This is a genomic window from Rhodococcus sp. MPR-R1B (assembly GCF_058793255.1).
Genome location: NZ_JBXAFO010000030.1, coordinates 1 through 20447 on the forward strand (window position 1 = coordinate 1; position 20447 = coordinate 20447).

Annotated in this window: 23 protein-coding genes and 1 pseudogene; 6 read left to right on the top strand and 18 right to left on the bottom strand. The window is 60.8% G+C overall.

Going from position 1 to position 20447, the window contains the following annotated elements; translation table 11 throughout:
• Window positions 1-56: 56 nt before the first annotated feature.
• The 4 genes and pseudogenes from AC1Q61_RS27845 to AC1Q61_RS27860 all read right to left on the bottom strand — a co-directional run bounded on the left by AC1Q61_RS27845 (window position 57) and on the right by AC1Q61_RS27860 (window position 4225).
• A complete protein-coding gene (locus tag AC1Q61_RS27845; RefSeq protein ID WP_338481191.1) occupies window positions 57-2246 on the bottom strand; it encodes a tyrosine-type recombinase/integrase in 2190 nt (729 codons plus the stop codon).
• On the bottom strand, window positions 2243-3460 hold the full coding sequence (locus AC1Q61_RS27850; RefSeq protein ID WP_338481192.1) for a tyrosine-type recombinase/integrase: 1218 nt from the start codon (window positions 3458-3460) through the stop codon (window positions 2243-2245). The genes AC1Q61_RS27845 and AC1Q61_RS27850 overlap by 4 nt, the downstream gene beginning before the upstream one ends.
• Before the next feature lie 102 nt (window positions 3461-3562).
• Window positions 3563-3760: pseudogene (locus AC1Q61_RS27855) on the bottom strand (SOS response-associated peptidase family protein); the annotation flags it as partial.
• A gap of 138 nt (window positions 3761-3898) precedes the next feature.
• Window positions 3899-4225: a hypothetical protein gene (locus AC1Q61_RS27860; RefSeq protein WP_064112225.1), complete on the bottom strand. Its 327-nt coding sequence runs from the start codon at window positions 4223-4225 to the stop codon at window positions 3899-3901.
• Between the two features lie 181 nt (window positions 4226-4406).
• On the opposite strand from AC1Q61_RS27860, the gene AC1Q61_RS27865 reads away from it, so the two are divergent.
• Window positions 4407-4544, top strand: a complete 138-nt coding sequence (locus AC1Q61_RS27865; protein WP_197494156.1) for a hypothetical protein — start codon at window positions 4407-4409, stop codon at window positions 4542-4544.
• A 95-nt stretch (window positions 4545-4639) separates the two neighbouring features.
• Here the strand turns inward: AC1Q61_RS27865 and AC1Q61_RS27870 are convergent, their stop codons facing one another.
• Window positions 4640-5545 carry an NHL repeat-containing protein gene (locus tag AC1Q61_RS27870; RefSeq protein WP_338481194.1) on the bottom strand — a complete coding sequence of 302 codons (906 nt, stop codon included), beginning with the start codon at window positions 5543-5545 and terminating at the stop codon, window positions 4640-4642.
• A 188-nt stretch (window positions 5546-5733) separates the two neighbouring features.
• Here AC1Q61_RS27870 and AC1Q61_RS27875 point away from each other — a divergent pair, with 188 nt between their 5' ends.
• Window positions 5734-6489 carry a DUF4429 domain-containing protein gene (locus AC1Q61_RS27875; protein WP_338481195.1) on the top strand — a complete coding sequence of 252 codons (756 nt, stop codon included), beginning with the start codon at window positions 5734-5736 and terminating at the stop codon, window positions 6487-6489.
• 158 nt (window positions 6490-6647) lie between these two features.
• Here AC1Q61_RS27875 and AC1Q61_RS27880 read toward each other — a convergent pair whose 3' ends face one another.
• Together AC1Q61_RS27880 and AC1Q61_RS27885 are read right to left on the bottom strand one after the other, a co-directional pair.
• On the bottom strand, window positions 6648-7151 hold the full coding sequence (locus AC1Q61_RS27880; RefSeq protein ID WP_230814212.1) for a DUF6301 family protein: 504 nt from the start codon (window positions 7149-7151) through the stop codon (window positions 6648-6650).
• Between the two features lie 209 nt (window positions 7152-7360).
• Window positions 7361-8368, bottom strand: coding sequence for a phospholipase D-like domain-containing protein (locus tag AC1Q61_RS27885; protein WP_338481196.1), 1008 nt, complete (start codon window positions 8366-8368; stop codon window positions 7361-7363).
• Window positions 8369-8491: 123 nt separating this feature from the next.
• Here AC1Q61_RS27885 and AC1Q61_RS27890 point away from each other — a divergent pair, with 123 nt between their 5' ends.
• Window positions 8492-8896 carry a hypothetical protein gene (locus tag AC1Q61_RS27890; RefSeq protein ID WP_338481197.1) on the top strand — a complete coding sequence of 135 codons (405 nt, stop codon included), beginning with the start codon at window positions 8492-8494 and terminating at the stop codon, window positions 8894-8896.
• Between the two features lie 207 nt (window positions 8897-9103).
• On the opposite strand, the gene AC1Q61_RS27895 is transcribed toward AC1Q61_RS27890, so the two are convergent.
• The 4 genes from AC1Q61_RS27895 to AC1Q61_RS27910 all read right to left on the bottom strand — a co-directional run bounded on the left by AC1Q61_RS27895 (window position 9104) and on the right by AC1Q61_RS27910 (window position 12659).
• Window positions 9104-9712 (bottom strand): HNH endonuclease, encoded by a 609-nt coding sequence (locus tag AC1Q61_RS27895; protein WP_338481198.1) that lies wholly within the window; start codon window positions 9710-9712, stop codon window positions 9104-9106.
• Between the two features lie 476 nt (window positions 9713-10188).
• Window positions 10189-11148 carry an SMI1/KNR4 family protein gene (locus tag AC1Q61_RS27900; RefSeq protein ID WP_338481199.1) on the bottom strand — a complete coding sequence of 320 codons (960 nt, stop codon included), beginning with the start codon at window positions 11146-11148 and terminating at the stop codon, window positions 10189-10191.
• Between the two features lie 128 nt (window positions 11149-11276).
• Window positions 11277-11702, bottom strand: a complete 426-nt coding sequence (locus AC1Q61_RS27905) for an ABC transporter permease (protein WP_338481200.1) — start codon at window positions 11700-11702, stop codon at window positions 11277-11279.
• A 474-nt stretch (window positions 11703-12176) separates the two neighbouring features.
• Complete coding sequence (locus AC1Q61_RS27910; RefSeq protein ID WP_209923601.1) at window positions 12177-12659, bottom strand: DUF4188 domain-containing protein; 483 nt, start codon at window positions 12657-12659, stop codon at window positions 12177-12179.
• Window positions 12660-12796: 137 nt separating this feature from the next.
• Between AC1Q61_RS27910 and AC1Q61_RS27915 the strand changes: the two genes are divergently transcribed.
• Entirely contained in the window at window positions 12797-13450 is a 654-nt protein-coding gene (locus tag AC1Q61_RS27915) for a MerR family transcriptional regulator (protein ID WP_209923599.1), read from the top strand.
• Window positions 13451-13542: 92 nt separating this feature from the next.
• Here the strand turns inward: AC1Q61_RS27915 and AC1Q61_RS27920 are convergent, their stop codons facing one another.
• The 4 genes from AC1Q61_RS27920 to AC1Q61_RS27935 form a co-directional block, all read right to left on the bottom strand.
• On the bottom strand, window positions 13543-14715 hold the full coding sequence (locus AC1Q61_RS27920; RefSeq protein WP_209923596.1) for a hypothetical protein: 1173 nt from the start codon (window positions 14713-14715) through the stop codon (window positions 13543-13545).
• Window positions 14716-15826: 1111 nt separating this feature from the next.
• A complete protein-coding gene (locus AC1Q61_RS27925) occupies window positions 15827-16150 on the bottom strand; it encodes a helix-turn-helix domain-containing protein (protein WP_047269786.1) in 324 nt (107 codons plus the stop codon).
• A complete protein-coding gene (locus tag AC1Q61_RS27930) occupies window positions 16147-17229 on the bottom strand; it encodes a tyrosine-type recombinase/integrase (RefSeq protein ID WP_492651300.1) in 1083 nt (360 codons plus the stop codon). Before AC1Q61_RS27930 ends, AC1Q61_RS27925 begins: the two co-directional genes overlap by 4 nt.
• Window positions 17230-17415: 186 nt before the next feature.
• Entirely contained in the window at window positions 17416-18306 is an 891-nt protein-coding gene (locus AC1Q61_RS27935) for an ATP-dependent DNA ligase (RefSeq protein ID WP_492651298.1), read from the bottom strand.
• Window positions 18307-18371: 65 nt separating this feature from the next.
• On the opposite strand from AC1Q61_RS27935, the gene AC1Q61_RS27940 reads away from it, so the two are divergent.
• A complete protein-coding gene (locus tag AC1Q61_RS27940; RefSeq protein ID WP_198174640.1) occupies window positions 18372-18536 on the top strand; it encodes a hypothetical protein in 165 nt (54 codons plus the stop codon).
• Window positions 18537-18715: 179 nt separating this feature from the next.
• Here the strand turns inward: AC1Q61_RS27940 and AC1Q61_RS27945 are convergent, their stop codons facing one another.
• From AC1Q61_RS27945 to AC1Q61_RS27955, 3 genes are read right to left on the bottom strand one after another with little or no spacing between them, the layout of a single operon-like run.
• Window positions 18716-18943 carry a DUF2283 domain-containing protein gene (locus AC1Q61_RS27945; RefSeq protein ID WP_075835878.1) on the bottom strand — a complete coding sequence of 76 codons (228 nt, stop codon included), beginning with the start codon at window positions 18941-18943 and terminating at the stop codon, window positions 18716-18718.
• Entirely contained in the window at window positions 18909-19253 is a 345-nt protein-coding gene (locus AC1Q61_RS27950) for a hypothetical protein (RefSeq protein ID WP_198174641.1), read from the bottom strand. Before AC1Q61_RS27950 ends, AC1Q61_RS27945 begins: the two co-directional genes overlap by 35 nt.
• A 10-nt stretch (window positions 19254-19263) precedes the next feature.
• Complete coding sequence (locus tag AC1Q61_RS27955; protein WP_075835880.1) at window positions 19264-19857, bottom strand: hypothetical protein; 594 nt, start codon at window positions 19855-19857, stop codon at window positions 19264-19266.
• Window positions 19858-20088: 231 nt separating this feature from the next.
• Between AC1Q61_RS27955 and AC1Q61_RS27960 the strand changes: the two genes are divergently transcribed.
• Window positions 20089-20445 (top strand): histone-like nucleoid-structuring protein Lsr2, encoded by a 357-nt coding sequence (locus AC1Q61_RS27960; protein WP_047269234.1) that lies wholly within the window; start codon window positions 20089-20091, stop codon window positions 20443-20445.
• Window positions 20446-20447: the final 2 nt, after the last annotated feature.

The window sequence follows — 20447 nt, forward strand, 5'->3', positions numbered from 1 at the left end:
CTCGGAATGCCTGGATTCGGATCGATCTCCGGAAGGACTTCCACATGATTGCCAAGCTAGAATTCTTGTTCAGAGAAACAGGCGTGTTCGTGGCTACAGGGAGTGGCGTACGGACGGCCACAGTCCCCGAGCTCGAGCTTTCGGGTCTGGAAGTGCTGTTGGAACTCGGTCCATTCTGCGTTGGTGGGTTCGCGATACTCTTCAGCCGGGCGGACGGATCGCCGGCCATCAAGGAAAGCTCGGTAAGAGCGAATAAGCTCTTCGTCGAACACAGCGGTGTAACCCTGTGTTGTCACCAATCGGTTGTGCCCGAGAATCTTCGCGGCGATGTGGATAGGCAGACCACCGGTGACCATTTCGGTGGCGAACATGCGCCGAAAGTCGTGCGCGGTCACCTTGATCGGCTCGCCGGCAGCGTTGCACACACCCATCCGGTCCCATGCTCGCGCCAGCAGTTGGTTGACCATCCCGGCGATGATGACCTTGGACCTGTAGTCGCGATTGCGTTGGAACAGATGCGGCAGCGGCGGTCCCCAGGCTCGCTCATGAGCGTCGTGGCGAGCGACCAGCGGGATCGATCCGCCACCGATGGCGCGCAGCCGACTGACGACGCTGGCGAGGACGCTGGCCAACTCGGGCGTGACGACGAGCAGCCTCTCCTGGTTCGTCTTGGACGGAACGATCTGGAGCAGCGGGATGACCTCACCCGTGTCTGGCAGGCGGTGACTGACAATAGCGAGTTGGGTGAGCTCGAGCAGCTCTTCGACTCGGACGCCGGTGTGTCGCAGTGTCTCGACGATTGCCCACGTCCAGAACGCCTCGTCCTCGAGGTGAGAGAGATCGAGTCGCTCTGCCGTGGCGACGATTTCAACCTTGACCGGTTCCTTGACTGTTCGGCGGGCGGGGCCGATCTCGTCGACCCTCAGCGCCAGCCGACGGTAGCGAATGCCGATGTGTTCGAAAGTCTCTTCGTAACCCGCGGATTGGCCGGCGGCGAGAAGATCGGCCTGCTGGCTCAGGTGGTCTGCCACAGAATCGGACAGGCGCGTCAAGTGCGGCAGCCGGTCCCGGATGCGCTGATGCATACGTGCGGTGACCTGCCTCTTGTTCTTCATATAGCCCCCGGTGTCGCTACGCCGCACCGGGGACGGCACTGCCCAGGGCGCCCAGGACGGGTCTTCCAGCGCCCAGGCGGCGATGTCGAGATAGAAGGCTCGCACTGGTACGAAGATGTTCAGGACGGCCAGTCGTTCACGGACCGTGCCGTCTGGTCGGACGACGGTTCGTGTTCGCTGTCGCCATGCCTCAGCGACGTCGTTGGGCAGGTGCAGCGAGTCGGTGCCTGGGTGGTGGGCTTCGATGTCCGCCCAGAACGCAGCAAGGACGCGAGCGAGGGTGGAGAAGGTGCTGTAGTCCAATGCCGGGCGTCGTTCGTCGAGGTAGCGGACGATGACGTCGCGGATCGGCCGACAACTCAGATTGATCGAGTCGACGATCTCACCGGTCGACAACTGGCCACGCATCCGCATGGTGTGAAACGGCGCATCCGGGATCTTCGCGATGCCCCGCACGAGATCCCAACCGGTGCTGATACTTCCGCGAGTTTGCCCGCCAGGCCGCCCAATTGCATGTCGTAGGTTCATGAAGTCGTCGAAGGTGAGCTCGTCAAGGTTGCGCCCGCAATGGAGGACTATCGCGGTGAGGGTATTCAGAGCGTTGACTCGAAGGGGCTTGCGGATCTGCAGCCTTTGGGCGTTCTGTTCGGCTAGTGCGAACAAGTCCGGTTGGAACGTGGCGCGAGCCTTCCCGTAGAGGACCGGCGAACTAAGGGTACGCAGCAGTCGATGGCTGGGCAGGATGAACCGAATCAGCATCAGGCAGCCCAGAGCGTCAATGAACACTCTCCGCTTGGCATTCAGTGACCGCGGATCATCTCTGGTGATCGATTCGATCCAGTGGAGGGTGTCGTCCGGGTTCGCGCACTCCCAGCGTGCCTGCCACCCGTCGCCGGGGTGGCTGGCGAGCCAGACGAGGATTACTCGGACCGCGGCGATGATCGGCTTTTGTTGTCGCGGCGAGCGGCGGGCCATCTCGGGCGAGGATTTGAGGGCGGTGAGCACATCCTCGGTAGCCGTCTCGTCCAATTGTCCGCCGACTCCGCCTCGCGAGCCCCACCGCGCGCGTTCGTCCTCGCTTGCCCGCCAGACGGGTGAGCGCTTGGCTGGTGTCGGTGTCGGCGCTCTCACTGCGCGGATCCGCCGAGAAGGACAGTTAGGTCCGTGGGGTCGTACCGCGTAGTCACAGGCGGCGGCTTCGGAGCGGTCTCGTGTTCCCTGTCAAGGTGGGCCAGAACTCGCGTCGCAACCTCGATGTCTTCCTCGAACAAATAGGTCGACGCAGTGGTGTCGATATCGGCGTGGCCGAGGATCACCTGTATGTCGCGCAAGGTTAGGTTCGGGTCGCGTGACATCCGCAGCGCCGCGGTGTGGCGCAGGTCGTGCATCGACCAGTTCGTCCCTAGCGTCCTGTTGACCCGCCTGAACACCGCCCGTAGCGCGTCATAGGTCAGTGGTTGCTCCGCAAGTCCGGTGCCGCGGTCGCGTCGACGCACAGTGCGCCAGATCGGCTCATTCGGGCCGACGGGAACGCTCTCGCCCAGATAGAGGCGAAGCCAAACGATGGCTTCGGCGCTGACTGGTAGCCACTGCTCGGCGCGGCTACCCTTGCGGATCACGCGCACCAGTTGATCGCCCCAATTGATGTCGACACCACGAAGACCGAGCAACTCACCGGCGCGTGCGCCGTTGCTCAGCGCCAGCGCCAGCAACGCCCGGTCCCGGTGCGAGCGCAATGCGGCGAACACATCACGCCACTGCTGGTCCGATAGGGTCCGTGGCCGCCGCTTCGCGATCGGCGGGTTGTAACGCAGTCGACCTTCGGGCCGGAACGGCTCCATCGGATTGTGGTGCTCGTTGGGTCGAGCGTGCACCGCCCGCCGTACCGGGTTGACGACCGGCCCCTCACCGAGATCGGCCCAATAGTCATAGAACTCCCGTAGTACCGCCAATGCGTGACGGACCGTCCGCGGTTGGTAACGGTCGTTTAGGTAGGCCTTCCGTGTAATTGGGTTGACCGTTCCCGCTGTCGTCGACGACACCGTGCGTGCGGACGCGCCTGGCTTGGTCGCCGCACCAAGCCAAAGCGCATAGTCGCGAATCTCGTCCGATGTCGCCCGCTGCCACGGCACCTCGACGATCCGCAGCCATCGCCACCACCGCAGTAAGTCGTAGGCGTAGCTGCGCGAGCTGCTCGCCCGGTTACCGCGAGCTGAGAATTCGACCAGATACCGACGGATCGGCTCGATCGCTCCACCAAGATCGTCGACCACCAGCCACGGAGAAGAACCGGAAGCTTCGACCACCGAACCCCACCGCTCGAGTTCAATCCGTATGCGATCCACTATTCACCCCTTCGAGAGTCGCCGTCATCAAAGAGGTCTATGCCACTGCCTGCCACGCGAACTGCAACGAGGACGGCGCGTCGTCTCGTAGTCCGGTCAACATCCCCATTTGACCGTTCTGAGCTGGCGCTGGGGCTCGGAGTCGGGTTCCTCGCGTGGGGTTCGTTCGAGGATCACGCGGACCGGTTGTGTAGGTGCGACGTTGTAGGACGGTGGGAGTTCGTCGCCGACGGTGTGCATGGTGTCGAAAAATGACTGCAATTCTTTATCTGTGCTCTTTCGTGCGTAGCGCCCACACATGGTCTGACCTCCTCATCCTCGACTACTGCCTCTATTGAACAGCGTAGGACCGACACCCGCACAAGTCTTTCGATGCCAACGGTGCGAGTAGTTCCAGGGGCACTTTCTGCTACCGCCGATGAGTCGTCAATTTCACTGTCACGTCGCCATAGTTGCGGCCGCGAGGTCTGACAGTTCCGCCATCGGTTTCTCGACGGCATCGATCCACTCTTGTCCACCGGTGATCATCGTCTGTACCGATTCCCAATGCCGCCCGTCCTCTAGAATTTGCAACACCTCGACTCTTCCGTGCGGCGGCAAATCCTCGACGTCGAGCATTCCGACGTTGCCTTCGCTGAGAGCAACGACCACCTCGTGAGTCTCTAGGTCCGAGATCATCGGAATCAGCGCCTCCAGAGCGAGAGCAAAGACTGACGAACTGGCAGTCCAGCGAGCTCCCGACGCGAAGAAGATCGTCCCAGCCATCAGAGCCTCTTTCCGGTAGTGAACGCAGCAGCGGGTAGGCACGTCACCTTTCTAATTGAACCGCGATGGTCCGAGTCCCGCGTGCTGCGGTGCCGTGTCATGCTCTCTGCGAGTACGTCGTCGGTTGTCGCGAAAGGGCCCTCCGATCACCAGTCCTCGGCCGGCGCCTACCGATGTCGCATTGGCGATCGCGGCCGCCGCGGTCCTCGGTGTCACTGTCGGGGTTCTCCTAGCCGACGCGATAGCCGGTGTCGCGGTCGGAGCTGGTACCGCCGTGGTCTTCCGCTTCGTACTGCGGACGATCATCACCCGGAAATGACGGAATCGTCGCAGGCCGGGCGTCCTAACTGATCGATGCGAGCCTTTTCTGTCACACCGTGGTCGTCGTTTTGAAGTGCAGGGGCGCTGGCCAGGTCAGTCGTTTGCTTGCAGCTTGAGAACTCGATGATTGTTCCGGTCTGCGACGTACACGTTGCCGGAATCGTCGATAGCGACATCGGACGGCTGGTTGAGTTCGCCGAATGAGAGCTCAATGGGTTCAGTCGATCCGTTCGGCACCTTGAGGATGTGGTCGCCGAGCTTTCCGTCGAGGATGACCATATCGCCGGATTTGTTGATATCGATCGAGATGGGAAATCGTTCCTTGCCTTTGAGGAACGAAAGCTCCTCCAGCATCTGCGATGACAGGACCCTGAGGATTCGAGGATCGGGCAGCCCCGTGATCGCAACGAGTTTCCCGTCATTTCCGAGAGCAATATCGTTGAAGTACTGATCGAATCCCGGAAAATTTGTATGGACGAGAGCTACTTCGATTTCGGTTGACTTCGTTTCAGGAATGAACTTGTAGATGACTGGGCTACCGAAGTCGTAGAAGTAGACAACCCCGGAATCACTCACAGCGAGCGCACCTGGATGCTCACGCGTTGTCAGAACCTCCTGCGAGGTGCCACCAGCTGGCATCTTCAGAATCCGTCCCTGCGAGTTGGTTCCCTCTCCCTCGCTGACGTACACGCTTCCCTCGCTCCCGACCGTGATACTGGCAAGGTCGGTGAGATCTCGGAAGGGAACCTCTGACTGCTCATTAGTCGCGTCGTCGAGCCTGACAACACGATCGTGGCCCCAGTCCGTCACGAATACGTTTCCGGCCGAATCGACTTCAATAGTGCTCGGAAATTCGAGTCCCTCGAAAGACAAGACCTCGGCGTCACCAGTGCTGGGTCCGGTACTGCATCCAGCCAAGGTAGAAATCGCGATCGCGGTAGCGGCAAAGAATGCAGTCGTACGAAGCGTGGATATCGAGACAGCCCTGGCGACGATCATGGCGGCACTCCTGAATAGTCAGTTGCGACCAGAGATGACCGCCGGGAGAGAACCTTACGGCTCGAGAATTCTGGTGAAGGCAACGACGTAGTGGAAAGTTAAGTGTTTGCATCCAACGGAATCACCCGGACCGCCCAATTGCCGTGAGTCCAGCGTTCTGCCACCAGAGCGTCTGCTTTGATATTCCGATGGCCGCTTACAGATACGCCGGTTCAGGGTCCACAGTCGAGTTCGACGACGTGGCGGGGACCGTCACATTCGAGCACACGCACTGGCGTCAACCGCGCAATAAGCGGGCAGCGTCTCCCTGGATAGTCCCAGTAGGTGCAATCGAGGGCATTTCCTGGCGTGAGGCGACCGCATCCAAACCCGGCGAGATGAGATTGCTCCTTCGTGGACGCAAAGGGCATAACCGTGACGGCCGTGCTGACTTCAACTACATCACTGGCAAGGACAAGATCGGCGCGCTGGTCGCCGCACTCAACGCTGCCGTTCAAACTGCCGTGCCGATTCTTGGCTTCGGCGACGATTTGACTCCGCAGCGGGCGCCGGCGCCGGCCGCGGTGTCGGTCAATGTGCCGGTGGATCCCGCTGTTGGCCCACCGCCTCCGGAGAAGGCAGTCTTCGGCGGGTTCAAGCTCGACGGCAAGATCCTGACGTACAAGGGACAGCGCTACAGGGTCGCTGGGGTCCGAGCGTCCGTCGAGATCGGGGGCACCCAGCAACGTACGACCCTCACGCGCATGGCGCTAGGTACAGCGATCAACCCGGGCGCCGGAACCATGATCGGTGCGATGGCCAAGAAACAATCGCACAACCTCTACCTGACGATCGAGTTCCCGAGCGGCACAGAGATCATGGTCGAGGTTCCCGGCAATGCCGAATTGCTGGCCCGCAGTTTCGCATCCGCGCTCAACTCAGCCAGTCGAGCGGCAGAGAGCTAGCGCTCCACCGCTTGTCCCGGCATGGGACAACATCAGACGTACCTCGAAGTGCTCACTTGGACCTGATGGCCGGATACACCTAGTGCGAGCTGCGCAAGCTATCGATTTTCAGGAATGACAGCGAGTCGGGCCGGCCGCAGCCTCAACCGACCTCACGGTTACTCATCCTCGGCGCTCTGCTCGATTTCGTCGCACCATTGCTGGTACGCAGGACTGAGCAGATACACACAGACCGATGAGACGCCGATCTGGGCCCTAACCACCAGGCCCGGAAGGTCCCAGCGCAGGCCGCGGGTCGGTTCGATCCACCAATCCGTGGGCCGCTGCCCCAGCAGTTCGAACATCCGCTGCACGAGTGCACTGAAAACTTCATCCAACTCCGGCTCCAAGTCGCTCTGACCGAGAACCACATCACTGGCACGGAAGGAGATCATATTGATCGCTCGCGACAATTCGGTTGTCGATATGTCCGCGACGAACACCGACACATCAGGGCGGTTGACTTCGAGATTGGTCACGGCTGCTGGCACCTGCTCATCGAGGCCGCTGAACTGCCAACCGACCTGACCGCAGAACGGCGGCAGGTCATTGACGGTCCACGTCCAGTCGAACTCAGCGGCCGCGCGCACCGCCTGGGCAGCGCGTTCGATATCTGCTCGCATCTTTTACAGCTCTCTCTCGTAGTCAGAGTTGGTGATTCGGTAGTGGCCGTCACGGCGGCCGTAGCCTCCCACATCACGACGGGGCCAATTACGCACAGGTAAGTCATGCCGCGGAGTCGTTCTTCATCCGAGACGATCTGTCCGGGCGGCGTTTGCTGCACGACGTTGACGGTGCGGGCCGGCTGTCACCAACCTGATGGCCGGTACACCTAGATCGGATCAGGGAGGGCAAGTCCCCACAGTTGAAGAAGGGCGCGGGCAAGGCGCGCCTGTTTCGTGAAGGCTCCGCGCGGTGTTGTGTCCGCGAGTGTTCCTTCGATGTGGGGCTCGTCGTGATCAAGAAGTGTCCACAGAGCCGCCGGCAGCTCGGCTCGCAGATGGTCCCAGGTCAACCAGTGAAGGTCCTTTCGGTAGCGGTAGGCCTGGTAGGTCCGACCATCACTGCCGTCCAGGGCGGGGCGAGGGATGTCTATCACCACAGCAGGCACGTCGATCCCCTCTTGGTCCCACCAGAAGAGCAGATCGCCGATGTCGAGTGGTGGTTGGTCCGCTTCAATTGCGACGACACCGATGGCGAATTCGGCGGTGGCGTGGCCGCGTCGGATCGCTTTCCTCGCTTGCGATGAGGTCGCAGCGTCGACGTCTACGGTGTCGTCCTTGCAGATGTAGAAGTACGCGTCTGGGTTTGAGATCAATTCATCGACCGACTTATTGACACCTGGAACACCGAATCGCGGATCGGCGTTGAGTCCTTCGTTCCACACGGCCCTTAATCGTGGGAGGTCTTCGACCGTGATTTGCTCGGTGGCGTCGAGCGCGGCAAGCTCACAGTCGACGAAGTTCTTTACCTCTGAGACGATTTCGGAGTCGTTGGTGATGATCGCGGCTTCGTTCGTTCGCTGCGCTGAGTGGCGTGATGCGTTCGCGGAACCGACGATCGCCCACTTGGACGTCGCGATGACTTTTGCATGGAGTGCAGCTGACGACCACACTTCGACGCCTCGGCTGAGATAGTCGCTGATCGCGTCCGGGCTTGTTGAGTGGGAGCGCAATGCGGAATCGGATGCGTTGCAGACGAGAACGTCGTTTTCGGTCAATGGCATCAGTGATGGAGCTTCCCGTCCAAGGAAGGCTACGGCGGCTTTTCTGGGGCCGCTCTTCTTGATGGTTGCGGTTATCTTTTCCCAGGCTTTCGGTCCGGCGAAGGTGTAGTCCATTGAGGTATCCAATCAGCTGCACGCTTCACGAACGTATGACCGATTTAACTCCAACCAGCGGTGCATCAATCTGTGGCACTCTCTCGGCAGCAACAACATTGACACGGCAGGGACGATCAACGGATGGCAGACGATTGTGGGGACATCCACCGCCCCCGCTCGGTGCGGTTCGTGGACGCAGTGGAGCGGCTCTGGGCAAACCCACGGAAGCGGGCCATGTTCATCGTGGTCGGCGCCCTCTTGGCTGCAACCATGACTGGTTACCTGTGGTTCGGGTCCAACTATCATTCCTTGACCTGGCCATTTCATACACCGGAGCGGATCAGCATGCATGGTCGCGACTATCAGCGTGACCGCTTTCCGCCGCTGGACGAACCCCCGGAGTTGGATCGGCTCTCGAAGATGAACACGATGACGCCGTTCGACTACCCGATCCTCGGGTATGCCGGTTACGACACCAGCACGGTCATCTACTTGCAATGGCGTGACGGGGAGTACTACGGATATTCGCTGCAGGGGAGCCCCTGAACGGCCGACCGCCGCGATCTACTGGAAATCCCAGACCGACCTCCAACAAGTCGAACAGGCTCAGATCGTCTCTGCGGGTTTGGGTGTGCGTCTTGACCATCGATAAAACGCATGATTTTGAATATGGACCGAGCTGCAAGGCGTATTGCCTGTCCTCGAAGCTGGTGCGCGACACGAGGGCGGGAGCCGGTCGGCATTGACCCCTCGTCAAGTCGGGTTTCCCCACTCTGCCCGGACGGCGAGCGTGGCTGAAAACCACTTGCGCAGATATTCGTGGTCGCGCTGCAGTGTCGGATGTCCAGTTAGGTAGTTGACGAACCAATCGGTCATCCCATCCCAGGTCGACAGGTTGCTGGCTGGGATGAGAGACCAACCCAACTCGTCGAGCGTCCATTGCGATTTGGCGGAGTTCCGCAACATGGAGGTCGTCACCCAGTTCGATTGGTTATCGAGCCCGCCGCGAGTTACCGGGACAACATGGTCGATTGTGGGGAACAGTTCCCAAAAGGCGAAGTGAGTCTTGCTCGTGGCCCAGTTCGGATGGAACGGGAACTCGTCGGGCAGCAAGACCGACAGGAGGCGCAGTGCACCTGGATGGATGAGCTGAGTTCCGGCGTAACGGTCAACGAACCCATCTCGGAAGAAGACCCTCATGCAGTCTCTCGGGTTGTAGCGGCGAGTCATTTTAGCCACAGGAGTGAACGGATACCGACTGTGCAATATTTCGCGTGCATCGTCTAGGTCGTCGTTCTTGAGCGACTCGCATACCTGAGCCAAGGTGTTGGTTTTTTCCTTATCGGGCGTAGATGTCTGCACACGGCTCAGCCTGCCACCGATTGCTTGGGGTGGTCGGCATGCGGTCAACGCCGCGTAGCTAAAGACCCAGCAACCCATAGGTCGATTCGCCCACGAAGCGCTCGCATCCTTGCCGGAGCGGACCGCGAAACCGAGGGCTCGCTGAGCTCCCTTCTACGGGTTTCAGTGTGCGTTTTGGACCTTCGACAGCAATCGAGCGATTGTACGAATCACTGGTGCACCCGATACCGCCGACTTCCTGCCGAGCCCCACCGGTCTGCGGTCTCAGCCAGACCAAATCTGTTGCACGATCATCCGCAGCCACTCACGGACATGCTGCGGAAACGGGCTCCAGTACAACCACCCATTGTCCACAATGAACCTTCCTCAATTGTGCTGTTGCACTGACTCAGTGACGACCTGGCAGGTTGAGTGGCGGATGTGCAGTATTCGAAACATGCACTATTCCCCGTCCGGCCAGAGAGGCCGATCGGGGATCACTCGTCGAACACGAACCTGACGCTGCCATCTTCTGGCAGCTCGTGAACAATCACCTCATCACCAAGGCCCGTGACGATGGATACGAAAGCCACAGTCTGGCCATCGATTTCGACGAACCAACTAACCGAGACACCCCGTTGACGGGGAACCCGGCGAAAGATCGACCCGCCGCCTTCTACGACTGAGTCGGGGTGTAGCGACTGGGCCGTGTCGATCACTGTTCGCCGAACGACATCCAGGTCGATCACGTCATCGTCGGGACCGATCAGTGACGGCTGGAAACTCGTCAGAGCGAACGGTAGGTGGATCATCACCGGCTCAGGCGCGGGAATGCGCACCGGGTTGTCACTAAATTCGACATCCCAGATCAGGGTGCCGTCCTCGACGGTAGGGACCAGTCCAGAGTGTTCGACACCTGACTCGAGGCTGATGCGTACCGAATCGACGTACTCCGCCAACGACGCCGACTCCGGATCGCGTTCATCAGCGCCCTCTGCGCCGAACTCGCGGACACAGCCTTCTCGCTCCCCGCCGCGCGTGTCCACGCACAACAGATCACCGCATCCGTGCTCTGCGAACGGAATGTATTCGCTGAGGAACATGTGCGCGATCTCGCCGGCCGGTTGTTGCCGGGCGATATTTCCCCAGTCGTCGCCGAGGTATTCGGTGTCGTGGAGGTGATCTCGTAAAGATCGGTGCTGTGTGATGATGTCGGCGAGCGGGAGCAGCTCGAAGCTCGGGAATACGCTTCCGACGAAGTCTTCTTCACCGATCGGTCGTTTCTGGCCGTCGTGAAGGGAAAAGAACTCTCGAAGCTCGGGGGTCCACGGTGCTGTAGCGCGTTCGGCGTCTTCTCGCTCGGAGAGCGGTCGTGGCGGGCGAACCGCGGCGGCCGTGACCGGCGCCTTCTCGTGAAGGACCTGCATGTACCGGCGCCATGCATTGGTGAGAGTCATGTCCTGAATGTATCCGTCAGGTCGGCTGTTAGCCGTTCACCTCGTTGTCCTCTTCGAACGCAGTCAGCGTGGCCCCAGCTAGGGCATGTCTGACGACTGGCTCGCCCAGAGGCGGCAGCGGCGCGCGTCTACGCAGCCGCTGCCGCAGAACCTCTCAGTGGTGTACCCGGGCGCGGGATTGTCTTCTGCGTTGCGGCGGCGACCAACCCAAGGGCTGCCAAGGGGACCGCGAAGAGAAGAGATCCCCAAAAAGAGCTCCAGTTCGCCAGCCCGGCGATGGACAAACCAACGAGTGCGGCGACGGCCAACCACGAGACCCACTTTCGCATTGCCAATGCGGCCACCACAGGTGGTGTTGCGAGCAGCAGCCCCAGGCCGATCAGTGGCCAGGCACCTAGCACGTGGACGATGTGGTCATCGCACCGGAAGGAGGATCCGCTCTCGCCGGTCTTCGAGCACGCCAACGACACTTCAGCCATCGTCCATGAGGCGCCGACCCACACGGTGAAGGCCAACGCAGCCCCGACAAAGATCCACCACACTGCTCTCGACACGCCCGCAGCCTAGCCCGGCGCGCGGGTGTGCGGCCCCACATCAACCCGGGTAGGCCCGTCGAGAGCGCCGAGGGGACGAGTCCGTCAATCAGCTGAGTGAAGGTTGCATCAGATGCAACATTGATGCGTCTGTTTCAGCGCTGATTGCTCGTCATGTTCGGTGGTCAGTGGCGTCCGGGCAGGTCAACTTCATCGGCGGTCTTGTCCACGCGCAGACCTTTGAAAGCTGGGTGTCTGAGTCCGCTGCCTGTGTAAACCGGTGGACGGTAGGTATTCGAACCTTGCGCTATTCGTTCAATCTTTGCCGTTATCGGGGCATCACCCCTGCCACCTGCTCCTGTGAGAAACACCGCAGATCATCATGGCTGTAGAGATTCGCGATCGCCATCGGACGTCTGCGGCGAACCTAGCGAAAGTCAGCCCGAGATTCGCCAAGTCGCAACGTGCGGAGGTCTCCCGAACCCACTGCTCGGTTCATTGCCTCGCGATACTGGCTCTCGCTGTTTCGCTGCGCTTACCCACTACGACAGACCTGCCGGCTGCGGCCAGTCCCATGACGGGCATATTCGAGTAGATCGACTCGTGCCGACCGGCTCCGACGCGGTAGGTCTCGTGGTACACCCCGACGTCGCCGCTGGTGCCGACCTTCTTGTTGAAGGCTTTCCATGCCGGCAGGTGTGGATCGTTCGGATTCTTTGCGAACGCTTCGAGTTGGTCGAAGCTGCGCCAGTACTGCACCACAGTGAAAGTGCGTCCGCCCAGCGCTATTCGAGCCCCTAACATGCCTTTGTCTGGGTGCAGGCGCAGCTCGCGCAGCATTCGAGGCATCGAGAAGAATGGGCCGATCCACTTGTGGATCTTCCAGAGTTTGTTGATACGGATGCCGATGAGGAAGACAACGAAGTCGTCATCGATCTCTGCGGTGTAGCGGCCGGTCTGGACTCGACTTCGGGCCATCGGAGCGTCCCCTTCGTTGTCGGTCCCGTGATCGATTCACGGTATGGATAGTGCTCTTATCCATAATGGATAGTGCTACTATCTACTTTCCATAATGGATAGTGCTACTATCTACTTGTGAAGTCAAGGACGGACGAGTGAAGGTTTCTGAACTCAGTCAGCGCAGCGGGGTGTCGGTTTCCTCCATCAAGTACTACTTGCGTGAGGGACTACTGACGGGCGGTGTGCAGACAGCCACCAATCAGGCTGTGTACAGCGAACAGCACATTCGGCGACTGCGTCTGATCCGCTCCCTGATCGATATCGGCGGTCTCTCGATTTCACATGTGCGTGCCACGCTCGCAGCGGTTGACGATGAATCGACGCCCATGCACGACGCATTCGGGGCGGTAATGCACGGCCTCGACGAGGCACCCACCGAGACCGTGTCCACCGATATCCAGACGGCCTACGACGAAGTGCAGGAATGGCTTTCGTCCAGGGGCTGGGACATCGATCCGGGCGCGCCCGCGCCGCATCGGCTGGCCGAACTTGTCGCTACGCTGCGCCGGTTCGATTTCCCGACAACGCTCACCGATTTCGACAGTGTCGCCGAGATGGTCGAGCGCACTGCGCAGATCGAAGTGGAGTACGCCCGGGCCATGCCGGATCGGACGTCCGCCGTCGAGACGATGCTCATCGGAACCGTAATACTCGAACGAGCCATCGTCGAGGTTCGCCGACTCGCCCTCGAAGCCGCCAGCTCCCGGATCGACATCGCTCCGCGCACGACGACGCGCCGTGCGCCGTGACCTATCACCTTGCTCCCATTTGTCGGCTCGGTCCGTAACAGCACAACCAGGTGTTTCGAATTTCCTCACTGCTGATAGCCGAATTCGATTGCTTACCTGGACTTGTCCTGCGCCGCTAGGTACGTCGCCCAACTGGTACTCGCATACTGAGCCCATTTATGTGCCGTCTTAGGGGCAACGCCGAAGAGATCGCTGACCACGACGGCGTCGAGATGGGTGACGTTGGCGATCATGGCCGTGTTCCGAGCAGCGCGGGTAGGCAACCCGTGTTCTTTCAACTGACGCCACAGAAGTTGGGTACTTCGAGGTCGACTCGGCGGCCTCCCCGGAAACAGGTAGGCCGGATGCCGAATATCGCTGCTTCGAACATTATCCGTTGATTTTCGGAGTAGTTCATCGATGAGTACAGCCAGCGAAGGTGGGACCATGACGGCATTCTCGTCAATCGTCAGGTAGGCCGCTGCATCCTCGTGCCGGAATCGGTCGGTGGTGAGTTCGACGATGCGGACGACAGGTAGTCCATAGAGCCTGATCAGAGCCCCGACTACCCGAATCTCGAGCGGCAGGGAGCTATCGGTGAGGCATCGCCGCAGCTGCTCGGCATGGTCTTCCTCATCCTGAAACTCTTGTGGGAGGGCATCTTTGGGACGGACTATATCGATATCGGTAATGAGGCCGCGGGCACCCATCCAGGAGATGAAGGTGAACAAGGCCTGGACATTGGCGGGGCTCTTGTCGAGGTAGGTATCGAGATGCTGCTGGCTCAGTCCTGCAACAGAAGTTCCTTTGGAATCGAGCCATATCACGAAGTCGATGGCGCAGCGGATTCGTTGTCGGTTCGACCGATTCGCTGCCTCGCGGAACGTGCCGCGCGCAGCGCGACGGCGGGCGCGGCGGATGATGTGCCATTCGGAGTAAGCGCGGATGAGAGGCTGATGTTGATGCGGCAGAGCTGAAATGGTGCGGTCAGCCCAAAGTTGCAGCTGGGCCAGCGCCTCGTTGCGTCGCGGGAGAACGCCTGCGCAGACGAAGGATTCGCGGATATGGTGCGTGCGGGCGTTCTGCGGAAGTAGGTCAAATTCTTCGTGGGTGATGTCGGCACCTCGTGCAGCCAGGCTGGCGAGCAAAGTGAGGGAAGCTTCGTTGGTGATCCAGGTGTGGACGCTGCCTGGGTTCGCCGCCGCGAGTGCTGTGAACAAGGGCTGTAGGTGCGAATTGGACGCTGGGTCGTCGATGTCGAGCAGTCGAGCGATCTTGGTCATCACGAGACAACGATTGCATTTGCCGTCGCGAAAGCCGGGGCCCTCCTCACCGCAACTGCGGCAGGTGAAGTCGAGGTCGACTCCGCCGCAGCGGGTGCAGGTGAAAGCGCCAGTTTCATCGACGCAGACCAGGATGCGTGTGGCATGGCAGTCCGCACAGGGTTCAGGTCGTTCCAGACGCGAGCGGTAACAACGCTGGCAGACTGACCCGAGCGGCCACCTGACGCTGATTGCTTTCGTCTCACCACAGATAGCGCAGGGTCGTTTCGGCTTGGGCCAGCAGGTTGAGCAGTAGAACGGGCCACCGCGATACCGGCCTCCGCCGCGGCGCCGACCACAGCCAGCGCAGTCACCCATGCGAGCGCATTTGTAGCAGACGTCGGGGCGGTCGCCCCCGTCTCCGCGCCGCTGGATCCGACGTATCTGCCCACAGATTCCGCAGAGCCGGGGTGGGCTGCTGTAACAGTTCTTACAGACCGGCCCTTTGGACGTATTTGCGCTGATTCTCGCCACCCTGCCGCACTGGCAGCACGGCTTCTCAGCCTTGGGGGTGCACTTGCTGCAGAGCGGAGCGCCGTCCTCGGTTCGCCCCGCGAGCGGCCTGACCTCGCCGCATCGTGAGCATTTGGCCTGTCTGGCCGGATCGTGAGCATAACAACTGCGACAAACGGGGCCGTCGGGACGCCGGGTGACAATTCTGGCGGTCTTGCCACAACGAGCACACTGCCGCCGTTCGACACGCTCAAGGCATCGATCGCAGCACCGACCTTCGGGCGTTCGGCGTTTGAGCAACTTGTCGGTACGCCCGCATAGTGCGCACCCCAATAGGACAACACTGTCTCCGAAACCGTTGGCGGTGAGTAGTTTCAGCAACCGTTCCAGGGACAGAGGACAATTCGGCGAGGGAGCGGTGAATGCATCTGGATGTTCAGCGAGGTGCCTGTCCAAGTCGCGGGCGTTGCCTGACTGGTTCCATGAACGCGCTTCCTCGAGCAGTTCCTGTGCGTGCCCGGCGGTCAGGCGAGGCCCGGCCACCTGTTGCAGGACATCGACGAGTCGCTCACGGATGTCACTGAGGTCTCTGGACGGCATTGCTGATCAGCCTCCTGCCTCATCACTGACCCGGCCGACGAACTACTGTTCGGCGCGGTGCAATGGGCGTTGGCTCGGCGCCGCCTCCGGCAGTCTTGCTGACCTGCTGATTGACGACCTGCGCTTCGATCAAATCGTTCGGCGTGCAGCCGAGGATGTCGCAAAGCGCGACCAAGACGTCCATGCTCAGTCGCTGCGGGGGCTGGGTCACCAGCCGGTAAACCTGTTCCCGCGACAGGACAATTCCGCGTTCCGCCAACAGCGGCACCAGGTTTGACGTCTGAAACATCTGCTGGTCCGCCATCAGATCCCGCAACCGCCAGCGGTACCCCATTTTCTTGATCACACTCTCACATCCCAATCGTCGCCAAGGCGCGCTCTCAATGACGCAACCAACAACTGATTGCGGAACTCGTTGGACACACCGGTGTAGATAGCAGTCGTCGCCGCATGCGAATGCCCGACCTGCTCCTGGACAAACCGTGGCGGATAACCGAACTCGGTCCAATGCGTCACCGCGCTGTGCCGAAGGCAATGAACATCGAGGTTCTCGTCGAGACCGGCGTCACGGCGAGCCGCCACAAACGCTTCGTTGATCGATCGCGGCGAGATTCTGCCCAATCGCTCGGTCACCCAGAGCGCCGGGTGATTCCCTGGCGAGAAACGGGGCCGCAGATCCGTCACCCATTCCTCGAGCACCTCGACAGCCCAATCCATTTCCGGAACCAACAGCACCGAGCGTCGCTTAGGCGCAGCCCCTTTGGAAGACTTTCCGAACCGCACCATCACGCTGGCGAACCGGCCGAACTGCGGCATCTTCGGGTTTCGACGTAAGTCAGCGAGGTCCAATTTCGCAGTCTCTGTGCGTCGCAGCCCGTAGGCGTAGATAGTTTTCAGGAGCGCGGCATCGCGTGCTGCACCAAGTGCACCCTTCACTCCTCGCTCCGTGATCTTTCCCGGGCGGGCTTCCGCAGCCTCGAACAGCGCCTGGATTTCGTCGTATGTGAACGGCCGCCTGCGTGGATCACCCTCGTAGTCATCCTTATGCAGGATCGAGTTTCCTTCATGGAAAATCTGTTGCGGCGCTTCACCGAATCGGTCCTGACACACCTGCGACCACCCGTACCGCGAATCCAGTAAGAACTCCATGAACATGCTGATCGCGACCTCGTAACTGCGAGCCGTAGACAATGCCAGAGGCCCATCCCCACCGCGAAGATGGTCGATGAAGGCTTCGCCTTCCGCCGGTGTCCACTGCCACGGATACAACCCAGAGAACGTCACCAGGCGCTGCATCAGCCGCGTTCTCCGCACCACCGTCCCCTCCTTGAGGAACCGCGCAGACTGCTGCCTGCGCCAACTCTCCAACATCGCTGCGAACACCGCCGGTGCCGGATCGAGGTGAACGACATTGTCCGCCAGCACTAAGTGCGCCGAGCCAGGCGGATGCGGAGTCACAAGTATGTTGTATCAGATACAACATTGATGTGCCACATGTTGATGCGCAGCTAGCGCCGATGAACGTCACCGCTACCATCGGAAACGACAAGGCTGACCAGCGAAAATGATGCACGAGCCTATGCCGAATTGATGCGTTCAATGCAATTCCGCTCAGTTCTCCCGATACTCCACATCACACACCAAAAGCGGTTCAGCCCAACGTGCTTCGCGTGCGATCGCTCGTGGTGGCGCGATCGCGAACGGACTAGTGGGCCGCTCGATCTCGAGAAGCTGGTCACGTAGTTCACCGCGCAGTCTCGAAGAAAAGCCCGTACCGACACTTCCTATGTAGATGAGTGATCCGAAATCGTCATGGGCGCCGAGGATGAGCGATCCGATTCCGCCGGCGGCGCTGCCGGATCCAGGAACGAATCCGCACAGAATTCCCTCCGTGTTGGAACGTATGGGCGTTTTCAGCCAGCTCGGGGACCGTTTTCCGGGTTGGTAGGTCGAGGTGATGCTTTTGGCGACGATGCCTTCGAGGTGGTGTTTGCGGGCGACCTCGAGCATGGTCGGTCCGTCGACGTTGAGCCAGTGGGGTGGGACTTTGATTCGCTGGTGTTCGAGGCTGAGGTTGGCGAGCGCTTCGCGGCGTTCGAGGTAGGGCAGATCGGTGGTCGAGGTGCCGTCGATGTCGAGGACGTCGAAGACGTAGTAGGTGGTCAGGGCGTCGTTGCGGAGCTGCGCGGTGGGTTTGAGGACGTGCATTCGGCGTTGCAATCGAGAGAAGGACGGGACACCGTCCGGTCCGAGTGCGACGATCTCGCCGTCGAGGACGGTTTCGCGGTGATCGAGCACAGCGCTGAGCGCATCGACGATCTCAGGGAACGACGCGGTAATGTTGTTGCCGTTGCGGGACCAGAGTTTGGGCGGAGTGGAACCCGTTGTGGCAATGGCTCTTTGGCCATCCCACTTACTCTCGAAGGCCCAGCGCTCCCCGGTTGGGGGATGCCCGAGCGTGGCGAGCATCGGCGGCACTGGCTTTCCGGAGGCGGCGCTCATGCCTTCTACTGTGCGCGGGTTTGTACTGGTTTCGGCCGGTTTTCCGAGGTTGAGACAATAGCGAGATGAGCGAGAATGCAGAACCCGATGGGGTCCAAGGGTGGAGCCCGGCCCCGGACGAGGGCCAGGCCGGCACGGTGCTTACGAAGGATGGTCAGTGGGCTTACCGGTACAAGGACGGCGCGGAGCTCATCATGATGAAGATGCCGGATCGTCCAGCCGCGAAGTAGCCGGCAGGAATTCAATAAGATCAGGTCGCCACATGTGACCGATCTGCAAGGATCTTGCAGGTCAGGACCTTGGCTCTCGCTGCGGTCTGGTCAGTGTGGCGACCTGATTCTCGTCGCAAGACACAGAGTAGTACGCGGGCCCGACATCTCGATGCAGAGATCTAGGGGCCGGTCTCCGGTTACTCGATCGGGGAGAGCGCGGACGCGCGTAGGAGGGACGAGGCTCCGAGTAGTTCGATACCGAGGAGCCGTCCGTCTCTGTCGTAGTCGAGGATGATCTGGCCGTCAGAGCTGTCGCAGTGGACGTGCTGTTGGCGCACGGCGTCTCCGTTCGCCCTGTCGGAGGCCACATAGATGTATGAAGCGTCGGCGTCAGGGTCGTATGTTGCTGCGAATGTCAGATGCATATCGAGAGGATAGTTCGGGGCGGAGCGTGGGGCGACTTGACGCTGTGGCCGTGCGGAGGACAGTGATCGTCGTGTAGGTGTCGGACATGATCGGTCGCCCGAAGTTGTTCCACCGCTTCAAGACTTCCGCTAGGCGCCATGCACGGTCCCCGGCGAGTGCGTGCAGCCAGTGCTCCGGTAGCTGTCGGCGGTCCTGCGCGGTGAGGTCGTCGATCTCGACCAATTCGGGTGCGACGACAAATCTCGCAACATGCTCCAGATCCACTCTTCCTCCATCTGCGACGTCGAGTTGCCTGTCGCTGTTCGGCATTGACCGGCGCTCATTGCTGAGGTGGCCGCTTATTGGGTTGGTGGTCCTTGTCCCAGGCGTAGTGGAGGAAGGGCCGCACGTGGGCGAAGGTGTTGATGACTTGGTGGACTATTCGCTCGATCGCGGCCGCGCCGTGCAGCGGGGAACCCTCCGAACTGCCCAGTTCCCCTTCGCAGATCACGCCGGCGGCAGAGCGGATTTCCAGCACTGCGCTGTCCGCGACTTTCAGTCCGTAGCCCCTGGCAGTCTCCATCTCGGTGGTGGGGTCTCGATGCACGTAGGTGCTCGTCAGTCGTCCCGGTGTGGGGAGAAGCACGATGCCGTCCTCGACTGCTTGTGCGATCACCACCTCGGCAAGCTCAACAGATGGAGCAAACGGAATATATGGGATCTCGCCGCGTACGTACGCGGCTTCCAGTTCCGCTGGCGAGGCGTCTACAAGGCCGACTGGGAGCCAGGTAAGCGCCCACTGCGACACATCGCTCACGATCAGGAAGGGCCATGTGCGGGAATTGAACTCGGCTTCCGCCCGCTCCCACGCTATGCGTTGACGCTCGTAGAACTGTGTGTGCGCAGTGGGAACCTCAGGCGTCGCGACCTGCACCTGCCCCGACCCCTGTGGTCCTGCCGGCCGCGGTCTCCGTTGAAACCATCTCCGCACCGACCAGCCCATCAGTCGAGTAAAGCACCTTTGCCTCCCGGCCTGGCCAGGCGGTGCAGTCGGTCCGGGGCATAGGTAACTCTCGGCGCCTTCGAGGTCGTCTCGGTGCCGACAAGGGTTGCTAGGGTTACCCGGTCATTGGAGAGATTCCTATCGAATTGGAGACGATGTTGCATGGCTGAGAGAGTGATTCGCCAACTTATCGACGATCTCGACGGTAAGCCGATCGACGACGGATTCGGCGAACGCATCCAATTCTCGTATCAGGGGTCGGACTACCTGATCGATCTGCGGCCGACGAACGTCGACAAGTTCAACGCCGCCCTCGAGCCTTTCGTGAAGGTCGCCGAGAAAGTCGGAAAGGCACGCCGCGGCAGTAAAGCTGATGTGACGGCGAAGGATACCGGTTCAGGTCGCTCGAAAGAGCAGTTGCAGGCAGTGCGGGACTGGGCAGTCAAGAACGGCTACGACGTGGCACCGCGGGGGCGGGTCAAAGCGGAGATCCTCGACGCCTTCGACGCCGCGCACTGAAT

Excerpts from the sequence above, each read along its gene's own strand:
- AC1Q61_RS27860 (WP_064112225.1), bottom strand. The coding sequence starts at position 4,225 with ATGGCTGGGACGATCTTCTTCGCGTCGGGAGCTCGCTGGACTGCCAGT.
- AC1Q61_RS27870 (WP_338481194.1), bottom strand. The coding sequence starts at position 5,545 with ATGATCGTCGCCAGGGCTGTCTCGATATCCACGCTTCGTACGACTGCA.
- AC1Q61_RS27875 (WP_338481195.1), top strand. The coding sequence starts at position 5,734 with ATGGCCGCTTACAGATACGCCGGTTCAGGGTCCACAGTCGAGTTCGAC.
- AC1Q61_RS27880 (WP_230814212.1), bottom strand. The coding sequence starts at position 7,151 with ATGCGAGCAGATATCGAACGCGCTGCCCAGGCGGTGCGCGCGGCCGCT.
- AC1Q61_RS27885 (WP_338481196.1), bottom strand. The coding sequence starts at position 8,368 with ATGGACTACACCTTCGCCGGACCGAAAGCCTGGGAAAAGATAACCGCA.
- AC1Q61_RS27890 (WP_338481197.1), top strand. The coding sequence starts at position 8,492 with ATGGCAGACGATTGTGGGGACATCCACCGCCCCCGCTCGGTGCGGTTC.
- AC1Q61_RS27900 (WP_338481199.1), bottom strand. The coding sequence starts at position 11,148 with ATGACTCTCACCAATGCATGGCGCCGGTACATGCAGGTCCTTCACGAG.
- AC1Q61_RS27910 (WP_209923601.1), bottom strand. The coding sequence starts at position 12,659 with ATGGCCCGAAGTCGAGTCCAGACCGGCCGCTACACCGCAGAGATCGAT.
- AC1Q61_RS27935 (WP_492651298.1), bottom strand. The coding sequence starts at position 18,306 with ATGAGCGCCGCCTCCGGAAAGCCAGTGCCGCCGATGCTCGCCACGCTC.
- AC1Q61_RS27940 (WP_198174640.1), top strand. The coding sequence starts at position 18,372 with ATGAGCGAGAATGCAGAACCCGATGGGGTCCAAGGGTGGAGCCCGGCC.
- AC1Q61_RS27945 (WP_075835878.1), bottom strand. The coding sequence starts at position 18,943 with ATGCATCTGACATTCGCAGCAACATACGACCCTGACGCCGACGCTTCA.
- AC1Q61_RS27950 (WP_198174641.1), bottom strand. The coding sequence starts at position 19,253 with ATGCCGAACAGCGACAGGCAACTCGACGTCGCAGATGGAGGAAGAGTG.
- AC1Q61_RS27960 (WP_047269234.1), top strand. The coding sequence starts at position 20,089 with ATGGCTGAGAGAGTGATTCGCCAACTTATCGACGATCTCGACGGTAAG.